This window comes from Mycobacterium sp. IDUB_9 (assembly GCF_055419505.1).
The window spans coordinates 200,280-221,990 of record NZ_JBVAXU010000003.1; the positions used below are offsets into that span (position 1 = coordinate 200,280).

Here is a 21,711-nt window from a genome sequence, read left to right on the forward strand (position 1 = left end):
ACCTTTGTCCAGTACTACTATTTCAGGATTTCAATGCCGGGCAGGGTCTTGCCCTCAAGGTATTCCAGCGACGCACCGCCGCCGGTTGAGATATGGGAAAAGCCGTCCTCGCCGAGGCCCAGTTGACGCACCGCGGCTGCCGAATCGCCACCGCCCACGACGCTGAACGCGCCCTTTTCGGTGGCACCGATGATCGCCTCGGCCACACCCTTGGTGCCCGCTGCGAACGCCGGGAACTCGAACACACCCATCGGGCCGTTCCAGAACACGGTCTTGGCGTTGGACAGCAGCGCGGTGAAACGCTTGACCGACTCAGGACCGATATCCAGGCCCATCTTGCCTTCGGGGATGCGATCAGAGGCCACAGTCTGCGCTTCGGCATCGGCGGCGAACTTGTCGGCCACCACGATGTCCACCGGCAGGTGGATCACATCGGCGTAGGTGTCGAGCAGCCGCTTGCACGTGTCGATCATCTCCTCCTGCAGCAGCGAGGTTCCCACCGAAACCCCTTGTGCAGCAAGGAAGGTGAAGCACATGCCGCCACCGATGACGATGCTGTCGGCCTTGGTGGCGAGGTTCTCGATGACCGCGAGCTTGTCCGAGACCTTGGAGCCGCCGAGGACGACCGCATACGGGCGCTCGGTCGAGCTGGTCAGCTGCTCGAGCACCTTGACCTCGGTCGCCACGAGCGTGCCCGCGTAGTGCGGCAGCAGGGTGGCGACGTCGTAGACGGAGGCCTGCTTGCGGTGCACCACCCCGAAGCCGTCGGAGACGAAGGCACCCGGCGAGCCGTCGGCACCCTCGACCAGGGCGGCCAGGGCCTTGGCCAGTGCCAGCCGCTCGGCGTCGTCCTTGCTGGTCTCGCGCGGATCGAAGCGGATGTTCTCCAACAGCAGCACGTCACCGTCGGTCAGGCCTTCGGCGCGGGCCAGCGCATCGGTGCCGACGACATCGCCGGCCAACTGCACGTGACGTCCCAGCTTCTCCCCCAGCGCCGCGGCAACCGGGGCGAGCGAGAACTTGGGATCCGGGCCGCCCTTGGGCCGGCCCAGATGTGCGGTGACGACGACCTTGGCACCGGCCTCTGCCAGCGCTTTGAGCGTCGGCACCGAGGCGATGATGCGACCCGGGTCAGAAATTCGAGCGATGTTGCCATCCTGGTACTCCAGGGGCACGTTCAGGTCGGAGCGCACGAGCACGCCCCGGCCCTCAACACCCTCTTTCAGCAGATCTTCGAGCGTTGCGACAGCCATGGGTTAGAGCGACTTCCCGACGAGCGCGACCAGATCGGCGAGGCGGTTGGAGTAGCCCCACTCGTTGTCGTACCAGGAGACGACCTTGGCCTGGTTGTCGATCACCTTGGTCAGGCCCGAGTCGAAGATCGAGCTGTGCGGGTCGGTGACGATGTCACTCGACACGATCGGTGCGTCGTAGTACTTGAGAATGCCCTTCATCGGGCCCTCGGCGGCGGCCTTCATGGCCGCGTTGATCTCGGCGGCACTCGCCGGCTTGGCCAGCTCGGCGGTCAGGTCGGTGACCGAGCCGGTGGGGATCGGCACTCGCAGGGCGTAGCCGTCCAGCTTGCCCTTGAGCTCCGGGAGGACCAGGCCGATGGCCTTGGCGGCACCGGTAGACGTCGGCACGATGTTCAGCGCGGCGGCGCGGGCACGGCGCAAATCCTTGTGCGGACCGTCCTGCAGGTTCTGGTCCTGGGTGTAGGCGTGGATGGTGGTCATCAGGCCCTTGACGATGCCGAACTCATCGTTGAGGACCTTGGCCAGCGGGCCGAGGCAGTTCGTGGTGCACGAGGCGTTGGAGATGATGTTCTGGCTGCCGTCGTACTTGTCGTCGTTGACGCCCAGCACGATGGTGATGTCCTCATCGCTGGCCGGCGCGGAGATGATGACCTTCTTGGCTCCGGCGTCGAGGTGACCCTGCGCCTTGGCGCGGGCGGTGAAGATGCCGGTGGATTCGACGACGACGTCGACGCCGAGGTCGCCCCACGGCAGTGCCGCCGGGCCTTCCTTAACTTCCAGTGACTTGATCTTCTTGTCGCCGATGACGATGGTGTCTTCGCCCTCGAGGCTGACGTCCTGCGGCAGGCGGCCCAGGATCGAATCGAATTTCAGCAGGTGAGCCAGGGTGGCGTTGTCGGTGAGGTCGTTGACCGCCACGATCTCGATGTCAGTGTTCTTGCCCTCGGCCTGCTGCGTTGCCAGGGCCCGGTAGAAGTTGCGCCCGATGCGGCCGAAGCCGTTAACGCCTACCCGGATGGTCACGTGATTCTCCCTCAGTTGCCGGTAACTGCCCGCCGCCAGCCTAGTGGTGATGCTCACTCTCCGTGCGGCCTGGTCAGTGCATCAGATGTCGGGGTCGCGTAGGGCGAGTTGGTCGAGTTCGCGCGGGTCCTGGCCGACCAGATCGGCGATGAGTCCGTCGTCCGACAGGTCCATCGGTTCGGAGTGTTTCCAGTCGTGATGGGCCACCTCGTTCAGGCGTTTGATGATGTGGTGGTCGGTCACCTGGATGGCCAGTTCACGGCGATGGTCGAAACTGCCCGGGGAGAAGTTGATCGAGCCGACGATGGCCCGTTCGTGATCGGCGAGAATCATCTTCGCGTGCAGCTTCATGTGCTTGAGGCGGTGAATCTTGATACCCACGTCGTCCAGGATGCGCATCCCGCTCACGCCTTCGAGGAGCTTGCCCGACTTGAGATGGTGGGCCGCGCGGGCCATGACGTGAACCTTCACCCCGCGGTGCGCCGCGCGGACCAGACGCTCGATGATCACCGGGTCCTGATAGCGCTCGTTCTGGACGAACAACGTGTGTTTGGCGGTGTCGATGAACTCGGCGATGCGATGCCTGCCGTTGGTCGGGCACCAGATCAGGTGTGCCCCGCCACCGGGATCAAAGTCCTCCCGCGCCCAGTCGGCCTCGAAGCAGTCGATGATCTCGGCGACCTCGTAGGCGCTGGGCGTGACGACGGCGTAGTCCCTCGTCACGGTGAAGTTCTCCTCGGTCCAGTTCAGGGACTCGACAAACGCGCACTCGTCGTCCACGACCATGGACTTCTCGTGCGTCAGGTCGAAGGCGGGGTTGCTCTCGCGGACCGCGATACCGAACCGCTGCAACATCTCTCGGGCGACGTCGTTATCGGTCTCCCCGTCGCGTCGCTCGGGATTGAGCATGACCTTGACGTCCACACCGCGCCGGTGGGCGGCCACCACGGCCTCCAGCAGCGGCAGGTGGTTGAACGCGAACATCTTGATGCGCACCGACCGCGTGGACTCGCCGATCGCATCGATCACCGGCTGTGCGGAGTCGTCGGGCAGGATGATCAGCGAACGTGTCACGATGGCTCGTCCTCGTATTGGATGCGGTGCAGGTCGGCATATCTGCCGCCCGCGGTCAGTAGCTCGCTGTGCGTGCCCTGTTCGACGACCCGGCCCTCCTCGAGCACGACGATCTTGTTCGCGTCACGAATTGTGCTGAGCCGGTGGGCAATCGTGATCACCGTGCGGTCTTTCATCAACCGCTGCAGCGCGGACATCACCAGACGCTCGGACTCCGCGTCGAGGGCCGCGGTCGGTTCGTCGAGGATGAGGATCGGGCTGTCCCGGATGAGGGCACGCGCGATGCCGATGCGCTGACGCTGGCCGCCGGAGAGGGTGAGCCCGCGCTCGCCCACCGGGCTGTCGTAGCCCTGCGGCATCGCGGAGATGAACTCGTGGGCGTTGGCCAGTTTGGCCATCTCGACGATCTCGTCATGGTCGGCGTCGGGCCGGCCGAAGGCGATGTTGTCACGGATGGTGCCTCGGAACAGGACCGTGTCCTGCAGTACGTAGGCGATCTGGCGGCGGAGTTCGTGGAGTTTGTAGTCGCGCAGATCGACTCCGTCGACGCGGACGGTGCCCGTGCTCGGGTCGTAGAACCGCGGAATCAGGCTGACCAGACTGGATTTTCCGCTTCCGGTGTGTCCGACGACGCCGACGAGTTGGCCCGGTTCCACCTCGAAGGTGACATCGCGCAACACGGGCGTCTCGCTGTCGTAGCTGAACGCCACCCGCTCGAAGCTGATCGCACCCCTGATGCGCTCGGCATCGATCGCATCAGTTTTCTCCTCGACCGACGTCTCCGCGGTGAGCAGGGCGTTGACGCGGTCCACCCCGACGGACGCCATGGCGATCGTGTTGGTGAGCTTGGCGAGATCCTGCACCGGTTTGAAGAACGACGCCAGGTAGGAGATGAACACCGTCAACGTGCCTGCCGTCATCGCACCGGCGAGGATGAGCGCCGAACCCCGCCACAAGACCACCGCGGTACAGGCGGCCACCACGACGCCGACGATCGGCGAGACCACCGATTTCACGCGCCGCGCGTTGAGTGCGGCGTCGACGGCCTGCTGGCCGGCGATCGCCAGTTCACGTTCCTGCATGTCCTCGCGATCGAACGCCTTGACCACCCGGATGGACTGCAGGCCCTCCTCCGCGACCGCGACGATGTCGGATTCCCGTCTGCGCACTTCGTGGGTCGCGGCCTTGACGGACTTCCGGATCCGGGACACGAACAACAGCAGCAGCGGCGCCACCGCGAGCGCGATGAGCGTGAAGTCCCACTGCAGCCACAACATCATCGCCAACATGCCCACGATGGTCAGCAGGTCGGTTGCGATGCCGAGGGTCGAGGACGACGCGAAGCCCTGGATGGTGTCGACGTCGTCGGTGAGCGTGCTCAAGATGGGGCCGACGCGGTGGGTGTCGAAGTAGTTGAGGGACAACTGCTGCAGGTGGTGGTAGGCGCGGGTTCGCAGGTCGTTGCCGATGCGCTGGCCGACGGTTTCGGTCAGGTAGTTCGCCACGTACGTCGCGATTGCCGCCACCACGGCGATGATGACCACCATGATCGCCGCGAGGCCGGCGATGTGCATCTTGCCTTCGCCGCCCAGCAACGGCTGCAGCAGTCCGTGCAGCCATCCGGGTAGCGGGTGGTGGCCGACCACGCTGTCCAGCACGACCTTCAGCGGCCATGGCGCGGCCAGGCCGGTGGCGATCTGCAGCAGCAGCACGGCAAAGATTCCGGCGATCAGCAACCGGTACGGGCGGATCAGCTCAAGAATCAGTCTCATCGCGAGCGCCGCCTCGATTGTTGGTGTTGACGTCGAAGTTTGTCGCCACACATTACAACGCCGCAGTGACGTCGGAGTGACGCAAGCAGGACAATCCGGCCGGTGTCGGCAACTTTGGCGCCCGACGCGCCTAAGTCATCGCACTGTGGACCGGCAACTCCTGCGCGTTGGAGCCGATTGTCGTTGCGGTGTCGGCCTTTTCGCTCCATCCGGGCGGGCCGAACAGGTAGCCGAGCCTGCCGCGCCAGGTCTGCGCCCGCCAGACGTCGCCGACCATGGCGGCGAACTCGTGGTAGTTCACCTTGATCGGGTTGTAGGTATCGATGTTCTTGGTCAGGCCGTAGCGGACGGGTTCGCCTTCGGCGACGAAGCTGCCGAACATCCGATCCCACAAGATGAAGATGCCTGCGTAGTTCTTGTCGAGGTAGGGATTGTTGGCGCCGTGGTGCACACGATGGTGCGACGGGGTGTTGAACACGTACTCGATCACGCGGGGAAGCCGGTCGATGCGCTCGGTGTGGATCGGGAATTGGTACAGCAGCACGATGGCCTGTGACAGGAAGACCAACCAAGCCGGAATGCCGATCAGTGCCAACCCGACATAACCGATGGCGGGCAGGAAGTTTCCGGGAATCAGCCAGGACAACCGCAGGGCGGTGGACAGGTTGAAGTACTGGCTCGAGTGGTGCACGTTGTGCGCGGCCCAGAACATGCGGATGCGGTGCGACATCCGGTGTTGCGCGTAGTAGGCCAGATCGGCCAGCACGATGGCCAGCACCCAGACCCACCAGTGTGACGCCGAGAGATGCAGCGGCGTCAGCGATGCGGCGATCGCGACCATCGGAACCGCGATGAATTTGCCCAGCGGCCGCAGTACGAAGCCCAGTGCATAGATCGAAAGATTGGTGACGCTGTCGCGCCAGGAGATTCCTGTCCGAGGCCGGGTGGAATCCTCAGCTTTGTCAAAGCAGTAGGTGAGGAACTCGACCGCCATCAACACGAAGAACGCGGGCATGGCGTAGAGCCCGATGCGCACTGGGTCCATCGGGGTTACCTCGCACCTTTCTTGGGCATGCCGGCGACCTGCCAGGCCAGCGCCTGGCCGAACAGTTCGCCGGGCACCCGGTCAGTGTCGATGCGCCGCTGCCGGATCAAGCCCTGGAAAAGCGCGAGGACCACGACGGCGAAGCCCTCCACGGAGACACTGTCGTCGATGTTGTTGCGCTCCAGCGCATCGGCGAGGATCTCGCGCAGTGCGGCCAGCGTGCGCGCCGACCGGCCCCGCAGAATCTGCATGGCGTCGGGATCGCGCACGGCGTGCAACCAGAATTCGGCCTGGATCGCCTCGAACTCGATGTCGTTGTCGGCGATCTCGACGAGCATCCGGCCCAGTGCGGTCAACGGACCGCGGTCGGCGTTCTCTGAAATGGTCTGCACCACCTGGTCGATCCGGCCGGACGCACGTTCGTTCATCAGCTCGGAAAACAACTGCTCCTTGCTGGAGAAGTTCGAATAGACGGCGCCGACCGAATACCCAGCTGCCGCCGCGATCTCGTCCACCGACGCCGCGGCGTAGCCCTTCCGGGCACAGGTCTGGGCGGCCGCGTCCAACAGCGCCGCACGGGTCCGTGCCTGATTCTCAGCCCGCGTCAGCCGTACCGGCGTCGCGTCCTTGTCACTGCGGTCATCGATCATATTTCAGATAGTAGTGATTATTCGAATAATAGTCACTATTCGAATGGCGTGACCCGGCGCAGCAGGCGGCTGTCGGCAATGCCGCATGGCCGTCGTGGCAGCACCGATGGTCATCCGCACCCTGGCGTCCATGACGACAGACAGGGTCCCCGATCCGGAACATTCTCGTGAACTTCATGGGATCGATCGGACTGGCACGATCGTCGTCAACACCGGTCCAAGTTGATGGCCATGCGCCCGGGTGACTACACCACGAGAAAGTCTGCGGTATTCGGCATCCCGCCGGCTGCGGTATGCCTGATCACCGCGACCAGCGAGTGCTGAACCGCGCCGACGCCGTAGCCGCTTGCAGCGCTGTCGATTTCGCGTAGCTCAGGCGTCGTCGAGCAGGTCCGGGGTCACCGCCGACTCGGTGTCGGGCAACCCTTCCTGCTTGGCCTTGCGATCGGCCATCGAGAGCAGGCGCCGGATACGGCCGGCCACAGCATCTTTCGTCATCGGCGGATCGGCGAGCCGGCCCAACTCTTCCAGAGACGCCTGCCGGTGCTCGACCCGCAACTTGCCCGCCGCAGCGAGGTGATCGGGCACCCCCTCACCGAGGATGTACAACGCACGCTCCACCCGGGCGGCCGCCGCCACCGCGGCCCGGGCCGACCGGCGCAGGTTCGCATCGTCGAAATTGGCCAGGCGATTGGCCGTGGCCCGGACCTCGCGGCGCATGCGCCGCTCCTCCCATGTCAGCCGGGTGTCCTGGGCGCCCATCCGGGTGAGCAGCGCGCCGATCGCCTCCCCGTCGCGCACCACAACGCGGTCAGCGCCACGCACCTCACGGGCCTTGGCACTGACTCCGAGCCGTCTGGCCGCACCGACCAGTGCCAGGGCCGCCTCGGGACCGGGGCAGCTGACCTCGAGCGCCGAGGACCGCCCCGGTTCGGTCAACGAGCCGTGGGCGAGGAAAGCGCCACGCCAGGCCGCCTCGGCGTCACCGACGCTGCCGCCGACCACCTGTGCGGGCAGGCCACGCACCGGGCGTCCACGAAGGTCGAGCAATCCGGTCTGCCTGGCCAACGCCTCGCCGTCGGCGGCCACCCGCACCACGTAGCGGGTGTTCTTGCGGATGCCGCTGGCCGACAGCACGTGCACCACCGCGTTGTACCCGTACAGGTCGTAGATGTCCTTGCGCAGGCGGCGCGCGATGATCCCGAGATCCACCTCGGCTTCCACCACCACCCGGCCGGCCACGATGTGCAGGCCGCCGGCAAAACGCAACAACGACGCCACCTCCGCGCGGCGAGCGCTCACCGAGTTGACTACCAGGCGGCTCAGCTCGTCCTTCACTTCGGCTGTCATCGCCACGGATCGTCCCCTCTCGGTGTATTCGGCGCCGGCTCCTGCTGCGCAACGTCGACCGACCTCGCAGCGGGCGTGGGAACGGTGGACTCCTGCACTCCCCGGCCAGGCCCCGTCGCGCGCAACCGGACCCCCTCCAGCACCGCGGCCAACTTCGCCGGGTCATGTAAAGGTGTACCAGGTCGGGACACGTCAGCAAACTCAACGCGGGCATTGAGGATGTTGGCTGTGCGGCTGAGTTGCTCCCGTTCACGGTCGCTCGGCACTCGGCTGGCATCGACGATGATGTCATGCACGCTGAAGTCCGGAGCATGCTGGGCCAGAACGTGGATGTGACGCTCGGCGGAGAACCCCGCCGTTTCGCCCGGCTCCGCAGCCAGATTCAATACGAGCGCACGCCGTGCCGTCGTCGCCCGCAATGCCGCCGCCAACTGCGGCACCAACACGTGCGGGATCACACTGGTGAACCACGACCCCGGACCGAGCACCACGAGATCGGCACTCATGATGGCCTCCACCGCCTGCCTGGTGGCCGGCGGATCCCCGGGCAGCAACCGCACCCGCCGCACCTTGCCCACGGTGGTGGCGATCGCCACCTGACCGCGGATCACCCGGCTCATCCGAGGGTCGGACTCCAGACCCGCGACATCGGCTTCGATCTGCAGGGCGATCGGGCACATCGGCAGCACCCGGCCCTTCACCCCCAGAATCCGTCCGAGCTCGTCGAGCGCCGCGACGGGGTCGGCCAGTACCTCGCTGAGGCCCGCCAGAATCAGATTGCCGATCGGATGCCCGGCCAGCGCGCCGCTGCCACCGAACCGGTGCTGAATGATGGTCGCCCACAATCGGCCATGCGGACTGTCAGAAGCCAAGGCCGCCAACGCCATTCGCAAGTCACCGGGCGGCACCACGTCGAGTTCGCTCCGCAGCCGACCCGATGAACCGCCGTCGTCGGCAACCGTCACGACAGCCGTCACATGCGGGCTGAGCCGCCGGGCCGCCGACAGCGTGGCGTATAACCCGTGCCCTCCACCGAGGGCGACGATGCGCGGGGTCATTCGCGACCCAGATCTCGATGCAGCACGTGGACGGTGAGCCCGTCACCGCCCTGCAACCGTTCCGCCAGTGCCTCGGCCATCGCCACGCTGCGATGTTTGCCGCCGGTACACCCGATGGCGACGGTCATATAACGCTTCCCCTCCCGGCGGTAACCGGCGATCACCACGTCCAACAGACGATGGTAGGTGTCGAGAAACTCTCTGGCGCCCGGTTGGCCCAGCACGTACTCGCGCACATCCGGATGTTGACCGCTGTGCGGGCGCAATTCGTCGACCCAATGCGGGTTCGGCAGAAAACGCACATCCATCACGGTGTCCGCATCCATCGGCAGCCCGTACTTGTAGCCGAAAGACTCCACGGTCACGTTGGTGTAGGCGACAGTCTCGCCGCCGAAGGCCCGCTCGATGCTCTCACGCAAGGCCGGCACCGGCAGTGCCGAGGTGTCGATCACCAGATCGGCCGCCGCGCGCACCGGGGCCAGCAACGTCCGCTCGGCGGCGATCCCCTCGGCCAGGGTCTGCGTGCCCTGCAGCGGGTGGCTGCGCCGGTTCTGCTCGTAGCGGCGCACCAGAATGTCGTCGGACGCCTCCAGGAACAACACCCTCGGTGTGATGCTCCGCGCCGCCAATTCGTTGCGCACCCAATCCAGATCACCGGTGAAGCCCCGGGACCGGACATCCATCACCACGGCCAGCTGGGTGATCCGCGATCCGGCGGCCAACCCCAGCTCGACCATGCGGGCGATCAGCTCCGGCGGCAGGTTGTCCGCCACATACCAACCGAGGTCCTCCAGGACCTTGGCCGCGGTACCTCGGCCCGCTCCCGACAAGCCGGTGACGAGAACCACGTCGATGCCAGAATCCGCGTCCGCGCCACCCACGATGCCGCCCTCGCGCAGATGTTCATTCATGCACGATCCGCCTGGCTGCTCATATCCCCGTTACCTGTCATCCCGACACCCTGTGTCGATCATCCTCGATAACCGTTGCAGGCGTCCCTGAATCGCCCAGTCCGGCGCTGTTCTCGCTTCGCGGATCACCACTTTCGACGAGTGGGGGCTGACCGTTTTCGGGTGATGACGGCGCGCCGTGCTTGATTGGCGGCTCGCCGCCGAGCGCCTCGAGGACGGCCTTCGCCGTCGCCACCCCGATCCCCGGCACCGCGGTGATCTCCTCCACGGTGGCGTCCTTGAGGCGCGCCACCGAGCCGAAATGCGTCACCAATGCCTTGCGCCGCTGTTCCCCCAGCCCACGTACCGAATCGAGTGCCGAGGCGGTCATCCGTTTGGAGCGCTTGCTCCGGTGGTAGCTGATCGCGAACCGGTGCGCCTCGTCGCGCACCCGCTGCAACAGATACAGGCCCTCACTGTTGCGCGGGAAGATCACCGGATCAGGTTCTGACGGCACCCACACCTCTTCCAATCTCTTCGCCAATCCGATCACCGCGACATCGGTGACACCAAGCTCTTCGAGCACCGCCGACGCAGCGTTGACTTGTGGGGCACCGCCGTCCACCACGAACAGATTGGGCGGATAGGCGAACCGGCGCGGACGCTGATCGGTACCGACCTCGGGCTGTGTATCGCTGACATGCCGCAGGAAACGACGTCGTGTCACCTCGGCGATCGAGGCGACGTCGTCCGAGCGGCCGCCACCGGCAGCCTCACGGATCGCGTAATGCCGGTAGTCCGACTTACGCGGCAACCCATCCTCGAACACCACCAGTGAGGCCACTACATCGGTGCCCTGCACATGGCTGATATCCACGCATTCGATCCGCAGCGGCGCAGCGGCCAGCCCCAGGGAATCCTGAATGCTCTGCAGTGCTTCCGATCTCGCGTTGAAGTCGCCGGCCCGCTTGAGCTTGTGCTGGGCCAGCGCCTCGTGCGCATTGCGTTGGACGGTCTCGGCCAGGGTGCGTTTGTCGCCGCGCACCGGCACCCGAAGACTCACCCGCGAACCACGGAGCCCCGACAACCATGCCGCGAGTTCATCGGAATTGGGCGGCAGCACCGGCACCAGCACCTCACGCGGCACCGGGTTGGTGGCCTCATCGGCCGCGCCGCCCAGTTCGGCCTGCTCGCCGTAGAACTGGGTGAGGAACTGCTCGACCAATTGTTGTCGCCCGGACTGTTCGGGACCCGAATCACGGGTCGCCTCCAGCTCCGAATCACGGGTCGCCTCCGGCTCCGAAGACTTCTCGACGATCCAGCCACGCTGGCCCCGCACCCGGCCACCCCGCACGTGGAACACCTGCACGGCCGCCTCAAGATCGTCGTCGGCGAACGCCACCACATCGGCATCGGTGCCGTCACCGAGCACCACGGCCTGCTTCTCCAGGGCACGCTTGAGCGCCGCGATGTCATCGCGCAGCCTGGCGGCGCGCTCGAAGTCCAACTCCTCGGCGGCAGCCGTCATCTGCTGTTCCATGTCGCGGGCCAACCGGTCGGTCTTGCCTGCCAGGAAGTCGCAGAAATCGAGCACGATCCGTCGGTGTTCCTCGGCGCTGACGCGACCGACGCATGGCGCCGAACACTTGTCGATGTAGCCGAGCAGGCACGGACGGTCGATCTGCCTGTGCCGCTTGAATACTCCCGCCGAACAGGTTCTGGCCGGGAAAACTCGGGTCAGCAGGTCGAGTGTCTCGCGGATGGCCCAGGCATGCGAATAGGGGCCGAAATACCGCACACCCTTGCGCCGCGGCCCGCGGTACACCATCAGCCGCGGATACTCCTCGTTGAGCGTCACCGCCAGCACCGGGTACGTCTTGTCGTCGCGGTAGCGGATGTTGAAGCGTGGATCGAACTCCTTGATCCAGTTGTACTCGAGCTGCAGGGCCTCGACCTCGGTGGCGACCACGGTCCACTCGACACTGCCCGCTGTCATCACCATCTGCCGGGTGCGCGGCGCCAGGCTCGCAATGTCGGCGAAGTACGACGTCAGCCGGCTGCGCAGGCTCTTGGCCTTACCGACGTAGATGACCCGGCCGTGCGGGTCCCGGAACCGGTATACGCCTGGCTCCACTGGTATCGATCCGGGCGCCGGCCGGTACGTCGCTGGATCAGGCACGGTTTCCAGGTTACTGCCGCGCGCCGACTGAACTCCGCTACCGTCGAACTGTGCGGTTGCTGGCGTCCACCCGTTCGGTCATCACGCTGCTCAGTGTCGTCGCTGTGATTCTTGCCGGATGCGCAGATGGCAGTCGGCGCCCGGCGAGGACCGACGCCGGGCCGTGCCAGATCCTGTCCAACGGCACCCCGGAACCCAAGGCCCCGCAGGCCCCGACACCGACCCGGGACCTGGCCACCAACCCCGAGGTCGGCACCGGATATCGCAGCGACATGACGGCCGTCCGCACCTCCACCTATGCGGTGGCCACCGCCAATCCGCTGGCCACCGAAGCCGCCTGCAAGGTGCTGCGCGACGGTGGCACCGCGGCCGACGCGCTGGTGACCGCGCAGGCAGTACTCGGCCTCGTCGAACCGCAGTCCTCCGGGATCGGCGGCGGCGGCTTCCTGTTGTACTACGACGCCGCGGGCAATGCGGTGCACACGTACGACGGGCGTGAGACGGCGCCGGCCGCGGCGACCGAGAACTACCTGAGATGGGTATCGGACACCGACCGCACCGTCCCCAAACCCGATGCACGGTCATCGGGCCGCTCGATCGGGGTGCCCGGCATCGTGCGGCTGCTCGACGATGTCCACCGCCAGTTCGGTAAGAAGGCCTGGCGCGATCTCTTCGACCCGGCAGTGTCGATGTCCGATCAGGGATTCGACGTCAGTCCGCGCCTGGCTGCCGCGATCGACGATGCCGACGGCCAACTCCGGCTGGACCCCGCCGCCGCCGGCTACTTCCTCAATCCCGACGGCAGCCCCAAGCCGGTGGGTACCCGCATGACCAACCCGGCCTACGCGAAAACCTTGGGTGCCATCGCTTCCGGGGGCGCCCAGGCCTTCTACACCGGCGACATCGCTCGCGCTGTCGTTGCCGCGGCCACCGATACCAGCGGTGGCCGCACGCCAAGTGCCATGACCGAGCCGGACCTCGCCGGCTACGCCGTCAAACAGCGCGACCCGGTGTGCACCACCTACCGTGGCCGCGAAGTCTGCGGGATGCCGCCGCCGTCATCGGGCGGCATGGCGGTGGCGGCAACCCTCGGCATGCTCGAGCACTTCCCCATGAGCGACTACAAGCCGGCCCGCGTCGATCGCAACGGCGGTCATCCTTCGGTGACGGGGGTACACCTCATCTCAGAGGCCGAACGGCTCGCCTACGCCGATCGCGACCGCTACGTCGCCGACACCGATTTCGTCCCGCTACCCGGTGGATCACCCGAAACCCTGCTCGACGGCGCCTACCTCACCGGCCGGGCCGCGCTGATCTCCCGCAACCACACGATGGGCGTGGCCGCGCCCGGGGACTTCGCGCCACCGATAACCATGCCGCCGGCGCCGGAGCACGGCACCAGCCAGATCAGCGTGATCGACCGTTTCGGCAATGCGGCGTCCCTGACCACCACGATCGAGTCGGCGTTCGGTTCGTTCCACATGGTCGACGGATTCCTGCTCAACAACCAGCTCACCGATTTCTCGGCCGAGCCGACCAGCGCCGAAGGCAGCCCGGTACCCAACCGGGTACAACCCGGAAAGCGCCCACGCAGCACCATGGCGCCCACCCTGGTCTTCGACAAGGCCGGGCCACAGCGAGGTGCCCTGTATGCGGTCCTGGGTTCCCCCGGCGGCTCGGTCATCATCCAGTTCGTCGTGAAAACCCTTGTCGGCATCATGGATTGGAACCTTGATCCGCAACAGGCGGTTTCGATGATCGACTTCGGCGCGGCCAACACGCCCGTCACCAACGTGGGCGGCGAGCATCCGTCGGTCGACACCGTCGCCAACGGCGACCGCGATCAACTGGTCGAGGGCCTGCGCGCGCTCGGACATCAGGTTTCGCTGGCCGATCAGTCCAGTGGGCTCTCAGCCCTCGTGCGCACGTCGCCGGGCTGGATCGGCGGGGCCGACCCCCGCCGCGAAGGTCTGGTGCTGGGCGACGCCGGCTGATCGCCCGGGGTCAGCCCAGATTCGAGCGGTACCGGTCGATCAGGTCACGCACCTCGTCCATGGCCGCGACTGCACGCCCCTTGTCGATCGCCTGGATCGCCATCACCGGAATGTACTCGTCGTCGGGCAGATCCACTCTGGCCCAACGAGCTCCGACCGGAAAGGACACGCCGATCACGTCGGACCAGGGAATCACCTTGAACCCGATCAGATTCCGGACCGCGACACCCGCGGGACCGACCTTCAGACGAGGCCGCGCGAACATCAGCACCACTCCGCCGATGATCGCTCCCAGCAAGGCGATGGCCACCTGATCCGAGGTTTGGAAGAGCACTCCGGTCGAACCGACCTTCAGCAGCACGCCCACCGCGACGTGCGCCAGAAAGATGACCAGTGCCGCCCCGTAGGCGAAATAGGGTGTGCGGTAGGGCCGGATATCGAGATCCCAGGTATCCGTCGTCATGTCTTTGGTCATCGGCGTGTCATGCGTTTGCGCGCAGTTCCCGCAGGGTCAGCGCCGTGGACAACGCCGCTGCCGCCGCCTGGGCGCCCTTGTCCTCCCTGGAATCCGGCAGACCGGCGCGATCCAGGGCCTGCGCCTCGTTGTCGGTGGTCAGCACTCCGTTGGCGACAGGAGTCGACGCATCCAGCGACACCCGGGTCAAGCCCTGCGTCACCGCATCGCACACGTAGTCGAAATGCGGGGTCTGCCCGCGGATCACCACGCCCAACGCCACCACCGCATCGTGGGTGGCCGCCAATTCCTGTGCCACCACCGGGATTTCGATGGCCCCGAGCACACGCACCACTTTCGGCTCGTCGATGCCGGCCTCGGCGGCGACCTTGCGTGCACCGTCGAGCAGCGCATCACAGATCTGCGTGTGCCAGGTGCTGGCCACGATCGCCAGCGTCACGTTCGAGGCATCGACCTGGGGCAGATCGGGGACTCCGTGGCCGCTCACAGGCTCGAACCCGAATCGGTGGGGCTGGGCGGCCGACGGTCGCCGAGCAGGTACACCGCCTCGTCGTAGTCGTCCATGCTCACCGCTTCGTCGTAATCCTCGAGGCCGACGAGGTCGTGACCCATCCGGTCCCTCTTGGTCATCAGGTAGCGGATGTTCTCCGAGTTCGCCCGCACCGGCAGCGGAACCCGCTCGATGATGTGCAGCCCGTAACCGTCCAGACCGACCCGCTTGGCGGGGTTGTTGGTCAGCAGTCGCATGGACCGGATACCCAGGTCGACCAGGATCTGCGCGCCGATGCCGTAGTCCCGAGCGTCGGCAGGCAGGCCGAGCTTCAGGTTCGCGTCGACGGTGTCCTCCCCGGCGTCCTGCAGCTGGTACGCCTGCAGCTTGTGCATCAGACCGATACCCCGGCCCTCGTGCCCGCGCATGTACAGCACCACACCGCGGCCTTCTCTGGCCACCATCGCCATCGCAGCGTCCAGCTGGGGCCCGCAGTCACAGCGCCGGGAGCCGAACACGTCACCCGTCAGGCATTCGGAGTGCACCCGGACCAGGACGTCGTGGCCGTCGCTGGCGGGTCCGGAGATGTCGCCGCGCACCAACGCGACATGTTCGACATCCTCGTAGATGCTCTTGTAACCGACGGCGACGAACTCGCCGTGCCGGGTCGGGATCCGCGCCTCGGCGATGCGCTCGATGTGCTTCTCGTGCTTGCGCCGCCACTCGATCAGATCCGCGATCGAAATCAGGGCCAGGTCGTGATCGTCGGCGAAGACCCGCAGCTCATCGGTGCGCGCCATGTCGCCTTCGTCCTTCTGGCTGACGATCTCGCAGATGGCCCCGGCGGGCTGCAGCCCGGCCAGGCGGGCCAGGTCCACGGCGGCCTCGGTGTGTCCGGGGCGGCGCAGAACGCCACCGTCCTTGGCCCGCAGCGGAACCACGTGGCCGGGCTTGGTGAAATCGTCGATCGCGGAGCCGGGATCGGCGAGGGCACGCATCGTGGTGGCCCGGTCGGACGCCGAAATGCCGGTTCCCACATCCTTTTTCGCATCCACTGTGACGGTGTAGGCGGTGCCGTGCTTGTCCTGGTTCACCGCGTACATCGGCAGCAGGCCCAACCGGTCGCAGATCTCACCGTCCAGCGGCACGCACAGGTAACCGGAGGTGTAGCGGACCATGAACGCCACGAGTTCGGGGGTGGCCTTCTCGGCAGCGAAGATGAGGTCGCCTTCGTTCTCGCGGTCCTCGTCGTCGATCACCACCACGGCTTTGCCCGCCGCGATATCGGCTATCGCCCTCTCGACGGAATCGAGCCTGGTCATCTGCGCCACCTTGCCTGTTCGAATGCCAGGTCCCGATGCTGGACCCGACGCCACTCCAGTATGAACCACCGAAATCCAGCGGTTATTGCCAGCTCTTACTCACCGGGACCGGCCATCAGCCGTTCCACGTATTTGGCGATGATGTCGACCTCGAGGTTGACCGTCGTTCCCACGATCGCCTGACCCAACGTGGTGAGCTCGCGCGTGGTGGGAATCAGCGACACCTCGAACCAGTCGTCAGCCACGGCGGAGACCGTCAGTGAGACTCCGTCGACGGTGATCGAGCCCTTCTCCACCACGTAGCGCGACAGCGCGGCCGGCAGGCCGATACGCACCACTTCCCAGTGGTCGAAGGGCGTGCGGGAAATCACAGTGCCGGTGCCGTCCACATGACCCTGCACGATGTGGCCACCGAGGCGGCTGTTGACTGCGGCAGCCCGCTCCAGATTGACCTGGCTGCCGACGCCGACCCCGGCCAGGCTCGACCGGTTGAGCGTCTCCCCCATGACATCGGCGGTGAACGCGCCGTCGGGCAGCACGTCGACCACGGTCAGGCAGACCCCGTTCACCGCGATCGAGTCGCCGTGACCGGCATCGGCAGTAACCACAGGGCCGCGGATGGTGAACCGGGCGGCATCCGTCAGCTCCGCCTTGTCGACCAGGACACCCAGCTCTTCAACGATTCCGGTGAACACGCCGACCAGACTATTCGGCCCCATGGTGGGCGAGAGAAAACGCCCCGGTGCCGCGAGCCTCTACGATGCAAGTCATGCAGACGCGCCCACGCTTCGCAGTCCAGTCCTTACTCGCAGTTCTCTTCGCAGCGGCCGCGCTCGTCGCGGGTTGCTCGTCCTCCTCGGAGACGTCCAACGCCCCGCTGCCCGATGCGACCCAACTCCTGCAGGAGTCCGCGACCAGCACCAAGGCCCAGCAGAGCGTGCACCTGCTGCTGACCGTGCAGGGCACGATCGAAGGCCTTCCCGTCGAGAAACTCGATGGTGACCTGACCAATGCCCCCGATGTCGCTGCCGAGGGCACCGCCGATCTGATCTTCATGGGTCAGAAACTGGCTGACGCCAAGTTCGTCGTCTCCGGTGGCGACCTGTATGCCGCGCTGACGCCCGGCGACCCGCTGTCCAATTACGGACCGGCCGAGAAGATCTACGACATCTCGGCCATCCTGAACCCCGAAACCGGACTGGCCAACGTGCTGGCGAACTTCAGCGACGCCAAGGCCGACGGCCGGGAATCGATCAACGGCACCGAGGGTGTCCGCGTGACCGGCAATGTCAGCGCCGACGCGGTCAACAAGATCGCCCCGCAGCTCAAGGCCACCGGCCCGGTTCCGGGAACCGCCTGGATCACCGAGGACGGGAACCACACCCTGCTGCAGGCCAAGCTCGAGCCCACCCCCGGAAACAGCGTCACCATGACCCTGACTGACTGGGGCAAGCAGGTCACCGTCACCAAGCCCGCACCCTGATGCGGGCCGCGCAGGCGGTGAGCACCGGCCGCAGCCGCCACATCGCGATCAGCGCGGGCAGCCTCGCCGTGCTGCTCGGCGCCCTCGACACCTACGTCGTGGTCACGATCATGACCGACATCATGTCCGACGTCGGGATCGCGATAAACAAGATCCAGCAGGTCACGCCGATCATCACCGGCTACCTGCTGGGCTACATCGCCGCCATGCCACTGCTGGGCCGGGCCTCGGACCGGTTCGGCCGCAAGATGCTGATCCAGGTCGGTCTGGCCGGTTTCGCGGTCGGCTCGGTGATCACCGCACTGTCCGGCGACCTGACCACCCTGGTCATCGGCCGCGTGGTGCAGGGCACCGCGAGCGGCGCGCTACTGCCGGTGACGCTGGCGCTGGCCGCCGATCTGTGGGCTGCCCGTAACCGGGCGGCCGTGTTGGGCGGCGTCGGTGCCGCACAGGAGTTCGGCAGCGTCCTGGGCCCGCTGTACGGCATCGGCGCGGTAGCGCTGTTCCATCACTGGCAGGCCGTGTTCTGGATCAATGTGCCGCTGGCCGTCATCGCCATGGCGATGATCCACTTCAGCCTTCCGGGCAAGCAGCCCAGCGACCGTCCCGAGAAGGTCGACGTCGTCGGCGGCATCCTGCTGGCGATCGCGTTGGGTCTGGCCGTCGTCGGCCTGTACAACCCCGAACCGGACGGCAAGCAGATCCTGCCCAGCTGGGGCCTTCCGGTCCTGATCGGTGCGCTGGTGGCAGCCGTCGCGTTCTTCGTGTGGGAAAAGATGGCCCGCACCCGGCTGATCGAACCCGCAGGTGTGCGGTTCCGGCCGTTCCTGGCCGCGCTGGCCGCCTCGTTGTGTACCGGTGCGGCGCTGATGGTCACACTGGTCAATGTCGAGCTGTTCGGTCAGGGTGTGCTCGGCAAGGACAAGTACGACGCCGCGTTCCTGTTGCTGCGGTTCCTGATCGCGCTACCGATCGGCGCGCTGATCGGTGGCTGGATCGCCACCCGCGTCGGGGACCGCATCGTCACCTTCGTCGGCCTGATGGTCGCGGCCGGCGGCTTCTGGCTGATCACCAAATGGTCGATCACCGTGCTCGACGAGTACCACGACCTGATCCTGTTCCGGCTGCCGGCACTGGACACCGATCTCGCGATCGTCGGGCTCGGGCTCGGGCTGGTGATCGCCCCGCTCACCTCCGCTGCGCTGCGCGTGGTGCCTGCCGCACAGCACGGTATCGCCTCGGCATTCGTGGTCGTGGCTCGGATGATCGGCATGCTGATCGGCATGGCGGCCCTGTCTGCCTGGGGCCTGTTCCGCTTCAATCAGCACCTGGCCAGCTTGGCGGCCGCGGCGAACACCAGCCAGATGTCACTGCAGGAGCGGCTGGCGTCGCAGGCGGTCCGCTACCGCGAGGCATATGTGTCGATGTACGGCGATATCTTCGGGATCACCGCGATCGTCTGCGTGGTGGGTGCGGTGCTCGGGCTGCTGATCGCCGCGCGCAACGTTCACGTCGACGAGGTTGACGAGTTGACCGGTTCTCCCGAGAGCGGCGACACCAGCGGCGGGCACGTTTACCTACCCGGCGAACTGGTGGATCCTGATGTGGAGACGCCGCAGAACCAGGAACCTCCAGGCCGTCACCGGTCGGGCTGACGAGCTCAGCAGCGTTCGACCCCGGGGGTCAGCAATCGTGGTGCCCGGTCGGTCTCAACGGGCCGGCCGGGCATCACCATGCGTAGCGGGACACGCACCAGCGCCCGAATCGTGCGGGGAGTCCACGGTGTGATGGGGAGCCAGTCCTGCAGTGCAGTCATGCTCGCGTCCTTTGCTCGTGTTCACTCGGCGCTTATTCGGCAGTGAACGCGCTCTGGTACGAGTGTACCGATTACGACCGACAAGGCCCGGCATTCAACCAGCGTTAATTAGGTCACCCTAACTTCCGCTGGCTATCTGCTGCGAGCCCGCTATCAGTTGGGTACGAGGCTCAGGCGAACATCCGGCCCGATGGCGTTGATGCCGTCGAACCGCCACCGCTGCGCGTGCACCATGCTGAGCACCCCGATGTCATCGACCGCGGTGATCGGTCCGCCCAGCAAAATCGGCGCCACATAGGCCACGATCCGGTTCACCACGCCCGCACGCAGGAACGCCCCGGCCAGAGTCGGGCCGCCCTCGAGAAACACATCGGTGCGATCGCCCAGGGACCGCATCACCTCGTGTGGATCATGAGTACGGATCAGCATCGTGTGCGAATCCTCGTTGAGCACCTTGGCATCCGGTGATACCTCGCGCATACCCACCACCACCCGCAGCGGCTGGTGGCTGGTAAGTGAGCCGTCGGCCCGCCGCGCCGTCAGCGTCGGATCATCGACGAACACCGTTCCGGTGCCGACCACGATCGCATCGGCCGCCGCTCGCTTGCGATGAACATCCGCCCGGGCGGCCTCACTGGTGATCCACTGACTCGAACCGTCGGCGGCGGCGCTACGGCCGTCCACGCTGGTGGCGAATTTCCATGTGACATGGGGTAACCCGGTGCGCTGCTTGTGCAGCCACTCACGTAGTGATCCCAGCTCGACCTGATCGGCCAGCACGCCGGCACTGACGGTGACGCCGGCTTCGGCGAGGCGCTGCGCCCCGCCTTCGGCTTCCGGATTGGGATCGGACACCGCAAAGTTGACAGTCGAAATCCCTGCTGCCAGAAGCGCATCCACGCATGGCGGGGTGCGGCCGTGGTGATTGCACGGCTCCAGCGTGACGACGGCGGTGCCGCCCTTGGCGCGGTCTCCGGCCGCCTGCAATGCCACCACCTCGGCGTGCGGGCCGCCGACCGGTTGCGTCCCGCCGACCCCGGCGATCTGACCGTCGCGGTCCAGGATCACGGCACCGACGGGCGGGTTGGGATAGGTCGAGCCCTTGACCTGTTCGGCTTGCTCGATGGCCAGCCGCATCGCGGACTCGGGTGTCATAGCGTCAGATGTCTCGAGGCGCTCGCTGCCTGCCGGCGCAGGGATTTCACCGCGTCCGCCGGATCGGCCGCGCTGTAGACCGCGGACCCGGCGACGAAGCAGTCCACGCCGGCCTCGGCTGCCTGCTCGATGGTGTCGGCATTGATGCCGCCGTCGATCTCGACGACGATGGTCAATTCTCCGGCGTCGACGAGCCGGCGCACCGTGCTCACCTTCGAGAGCACCTCCGGGATGAACTTCTGCCCACCGAACCCGGGCTCCACCGACATCACCAGCAAGGTGTCGAACTCCTTGAGGATCTCCAGATACGGCTCCAGCGGCGTGCCCGGTTTCACCGACAGACCGGCCTTGGCGCCGGCGGCGCGGATATCGCGGGCCACGCCGACCGGGTTGTCGGTGGCCTCGGCATGGAAGGTGACGTTGTAGGCCCCCGCCTCGGCGTACGGCGGGGCCCAACGCTCCGGCTGATCGATCATCAGGTGGCAGTCCATCGGGATGTCGGTCACCTTGAGCAGTGACTCCACCACCGGCATGCCCAGCGTGAGGTTGGGCACGAAGTGGTTGTCCATGACATCGACATGCAACCAGTCGGCCCCGGCCACCGCGGCGACCTCATCGGCCAGCCGCGCGAAATCTGCGGACAGAATGGACGGGGCGATCAGGGGTTCTGCCATGGCGA

General features: G+C 66.3%; 20 protein-coding genes. 3 read left to right on the forward strand and 17 right to left on the reverse strand.

What is annotated here, in order from left to right; translation table 11 throughout:
• Positions 1-17: 17 nt before the first annotated feature.
• From ACZY08_RS15345 to uvrC, 10 genes are all read right to left on the reverse strand, one after another.
• Positions 18-1,253, reverse strand: coding sequence for a phosphoglycerate kinase (locus tag ACZY08_RS15345; protein WP_463745799.1), 1,236 nt, complete (start codon positions 1,251-1,253; stop codon positions 18-20).
• Positions 1,254-1,256: 3 nt separating this feature from the next.
• Complete coding sequence (gene gap, locus ACZY08_RS15350; RefSeq protein ID WP_463745798.1) at positions 1,257-2,279, reverse strand: type I glyceraldehyde-3-phosphate dehydrogenase; 1,023 nt, start codon at positions 2,277-2,279, stop codon at positions 1,257-1,259.
• An 81-nt stretch (positions 2,280-2,360) separates the two neighbouring features.
• Positions 2,361-3,353: a phospholipase D-like domain-containing protein gene (locus ACZY08_RS15355; RefSeq protein ID WP_463745797.1), complete on the reverse strand. Its 993-nt coding sequence runs from the start codon at positions 3,351-3,353 to the stop codon at positions 2,361-2,363.
• A complete protein-coding gene (locus ACZY08_RS15360) occupies positions 3,350-5,125 on the reverse strand; it encodes an ABC transporter ATP-binding protein (RefSeq protein ID WP_463745796.1) in 1,776 nt (591 codons plus the stop codon). Before ACZY08_RS15360 ends, ACZY08_RS15355 begins: the two co-directional genes overlap by 4 nt.
• A 130-nt stretch (positions 5,126-5,255) precedes the next feature.
• Entirely contained in the window at positions 5,256-6,170 is a 915-nt protein-coding gene (locus ACZY08_RS15365; RefSeq protein ID WP_463745795.1) for a sterol desaturase family protein, read from the reverse strand.
• Positions 6,171-6,175: 5 nt separating this feature from the next.
• The gene (locus tag ACZY08_RS15370) at positions 6,176-6,820 is read right to left on the reverse strand and encodes a TetR/AcrR family transcriptional regulator (protein WP_463745794.1); all 645 of its coding nucleotides are present in this window, start codon (positions 6,818-6,820) and stop codon (positions 6,176-6,178) included.
• 372 nt (positions 6,821-7,192) lie between these two features.
• Entirely contained in the window at positions 7,193-8,170 is a 978-nt protein-coding gene (gene whiA, locus ACZY08_RS15375; protein ID WP_463745793.1) for a DNA-binding protein WhiA, read from the reverse strand.
• Complete coding sequence (gene yvcK, locus ACZY08_RS15380; protein ID WP_463745792.1) at positions 8,167-9,228, reverse strand: uridine diphosphate-N-acetylglucosamine-binding protein YvcK; 1,062 nt, start codon at positions 9,226-9,228, stop codon at positions 8,167-8,169. The genes whiA and yvcK overlap by 4 nt, the downstream gene beginning before the upstream one ends.
• Entirely contained in the window at positions 9,225-10,139 is a 915-nt protein-coding gene (gene rapZ / locus ACZY08_RS15385; RefSeq protein WP_463745791.1) for an RNase adapter RapZ, read from the reverse strand. Before rapZ ends, yvcK begins: the two co-directional genes overlap by 4 nt.
• A gap of 37 nt (positions 10,140-10,176) precedes the next feature.
• Entirely contained in the window at positions 10,177-12,297 is a 2,121-nt protein-coding gene (gene uvrC / locus ACZY08_RS15390; RefSeq protein ID WP_463745790.1) for an excinuclease ABC subunit UvrC, read from the reverse strand.
• A gap of 50 nt (positions 12,298-12,347) precedes the next feature.
• On the opposite strand from uvrC, the gene ACZY08_RS15395 reads away from it, so the two are divergent.
• Complete coding sequence (locus tag ACZY08_RS15395) at positions 12,348-14,291, forward strand: gamma-glutamyltransferase family protein (protein WP_463745789.1); 1,944 nt, start codon at positions 12,348-12,350, stop codon at positions 14,289-14,291.
• Between the two features lie 10 nt (positions 14,292-14,301).
• Here ACZY08_RS15395 and ACZY08_RS15400 read toward each other — a convergent pair whose 3' ends face one another.
• The 4 genes from ACZY08_RS15400 to ACZY08_RS15415 all read right to left on the reverse strand — a co-directional run bounded on the left by ACZY08_RS15400 (position 14,302) and on the right by ACZY08_RS15415 (position 17,273).
• Positions 14,302-14,766, reverse strand: a complete 465-nt coding sequence (locus tag ACZY08_RS15400) for a PH domain-containing protein (RefSeq protein ID WP_463745788.1) — start codon at positions 14,764-14,766, stop codon at positions 14,302-14,304.
• Between the two features lie 7 nt (positions 14,767-14,773).
• Positions 14,774-15,253, reverse strand: coding sequence for a 6,7-dimethyl-8-ribityllumazine synthase (ribH, locus tag ACZY08_RS15405; RefSeq protein WP_463745787.1), 480 nt, complete (start codon positions 15,251-15,253; stop codon positions 14,774-14,776).
• Positions 15,250-16,578, reverse strand: a complete 1,329-nt coding sequence (locus ACZY08_RS15410) for a bifunctional 3,4-dihydroxy-2-butanone-4-phosphate synthase/GTP cyclohydrolase II (RefSeq protein WP_358018203.1) — start codon at positions 16,576-16,578, stop codon at positions 15,250-15,252. Before ACZY08_RS15410 ends, ribH begins: the two co-directional genes overlap by 4 nt.
• Before the next feature lie 95 nt (positions 16,579-16,673).
• The gene (locus ACZY08_RS15415) at positions 16,674-17,273 is read right to left on the reverse strand and encodes a riboflavin synthase (RefSeq protein WP_463745786.1); all 600 of its coding nucleotides are present in this window, start codon (positions 17,271-17,273) and stop codon (positions 16,674-16,676) included.
• A gap of 74 nt (positions 17,274-17,347) precedes the next feature.
• Here ACZY08_RS15415 and ACZY08_RS15420 point away from each other — a divergent pair, with 74 nt between their 5' ends.
• Together ACZY08_RS15420 and ACZY08_RS15425 are read left to right on the forward strand one after the other, a co-directional pair.
• Positions 17,348-18,061, forward strand: a complete 714-nt coding sequence (locus tag ACZY08_RS15420; RefSeq protein WP_463745785.1) for an LppX_LprAFG lipoprotein — start codon at positions 17,348-17,350, stop codon at positions 18,059-18,061.
• Positions 18,061-19,716, forward strand: coding sequence for an MFS transporter (locus ACZY08_RS15425; protein ID WP_463745784.1), 1,656 nt, complete (start codon positions 18,061-18,063; stop codon positions 19,714-19,716). The genes ACZY08_RS15420 and ACZY08_RS15425 overlap by 1 nt, the downstream gene beginning before the upstream one ends.
• 5 nt (positions 19,717-19,721) lie before the next feature.
• Here the strand turns inward: ACZY08_RS15425 and ACZY08_RS15430 are convergent, their stop codons facing one another.
• From ACZY08_RS15430 to rpe, 3 genes are all read right to left on the reverse strand, one after another.
• Positions 19,722-19,877 (reverse strand): hypothetical protein, encoded by a 156-nt coding sequence (locus ACZY08_RS15430; protein WP_463745783.1) that lies wholly within the window; start codon positions 19,875-19,877, stop codon positions 19,722-19,724.
• 153 nt (positions 19,878-20,030) lie between these two features.
• Positions 20,031-21,032 carry a bifunctional diaminohydroxyphosphoribosylaminopyrimidine deaminase/5-amino-6-(5-phosphoribosylamino)uracil reductase RibD gene (gene ribD / locus ACZY08_RS15435; protein WP_463745782.1) on the reverse strand — a complete coding sequence of 334 codons (1,002 nt, stop codon included), beginning with the start codon at positions 21,030-21,032 and terminating at the stop codon, positions 20,031-20,033.
• The gene (gene rpe, locus ACZY08_RS15440) at positions 21,029-21,706 is read right to left on the reverse strand and encodes a ribulose-phosphate 3-epimerase (RefSeq protein ID WP_463745781.1); all 678 of its coding nucleotides are present in this window, start codon (positions 21,704-21,706) and stop codon (positions 21,029-21,031) included. The genes ribD and rpe overlap by 4 nt, the downstream gene beginning before the upstream one ends.
• Positions 21,707-21,711: the final 5 nt, after the last annotated feature.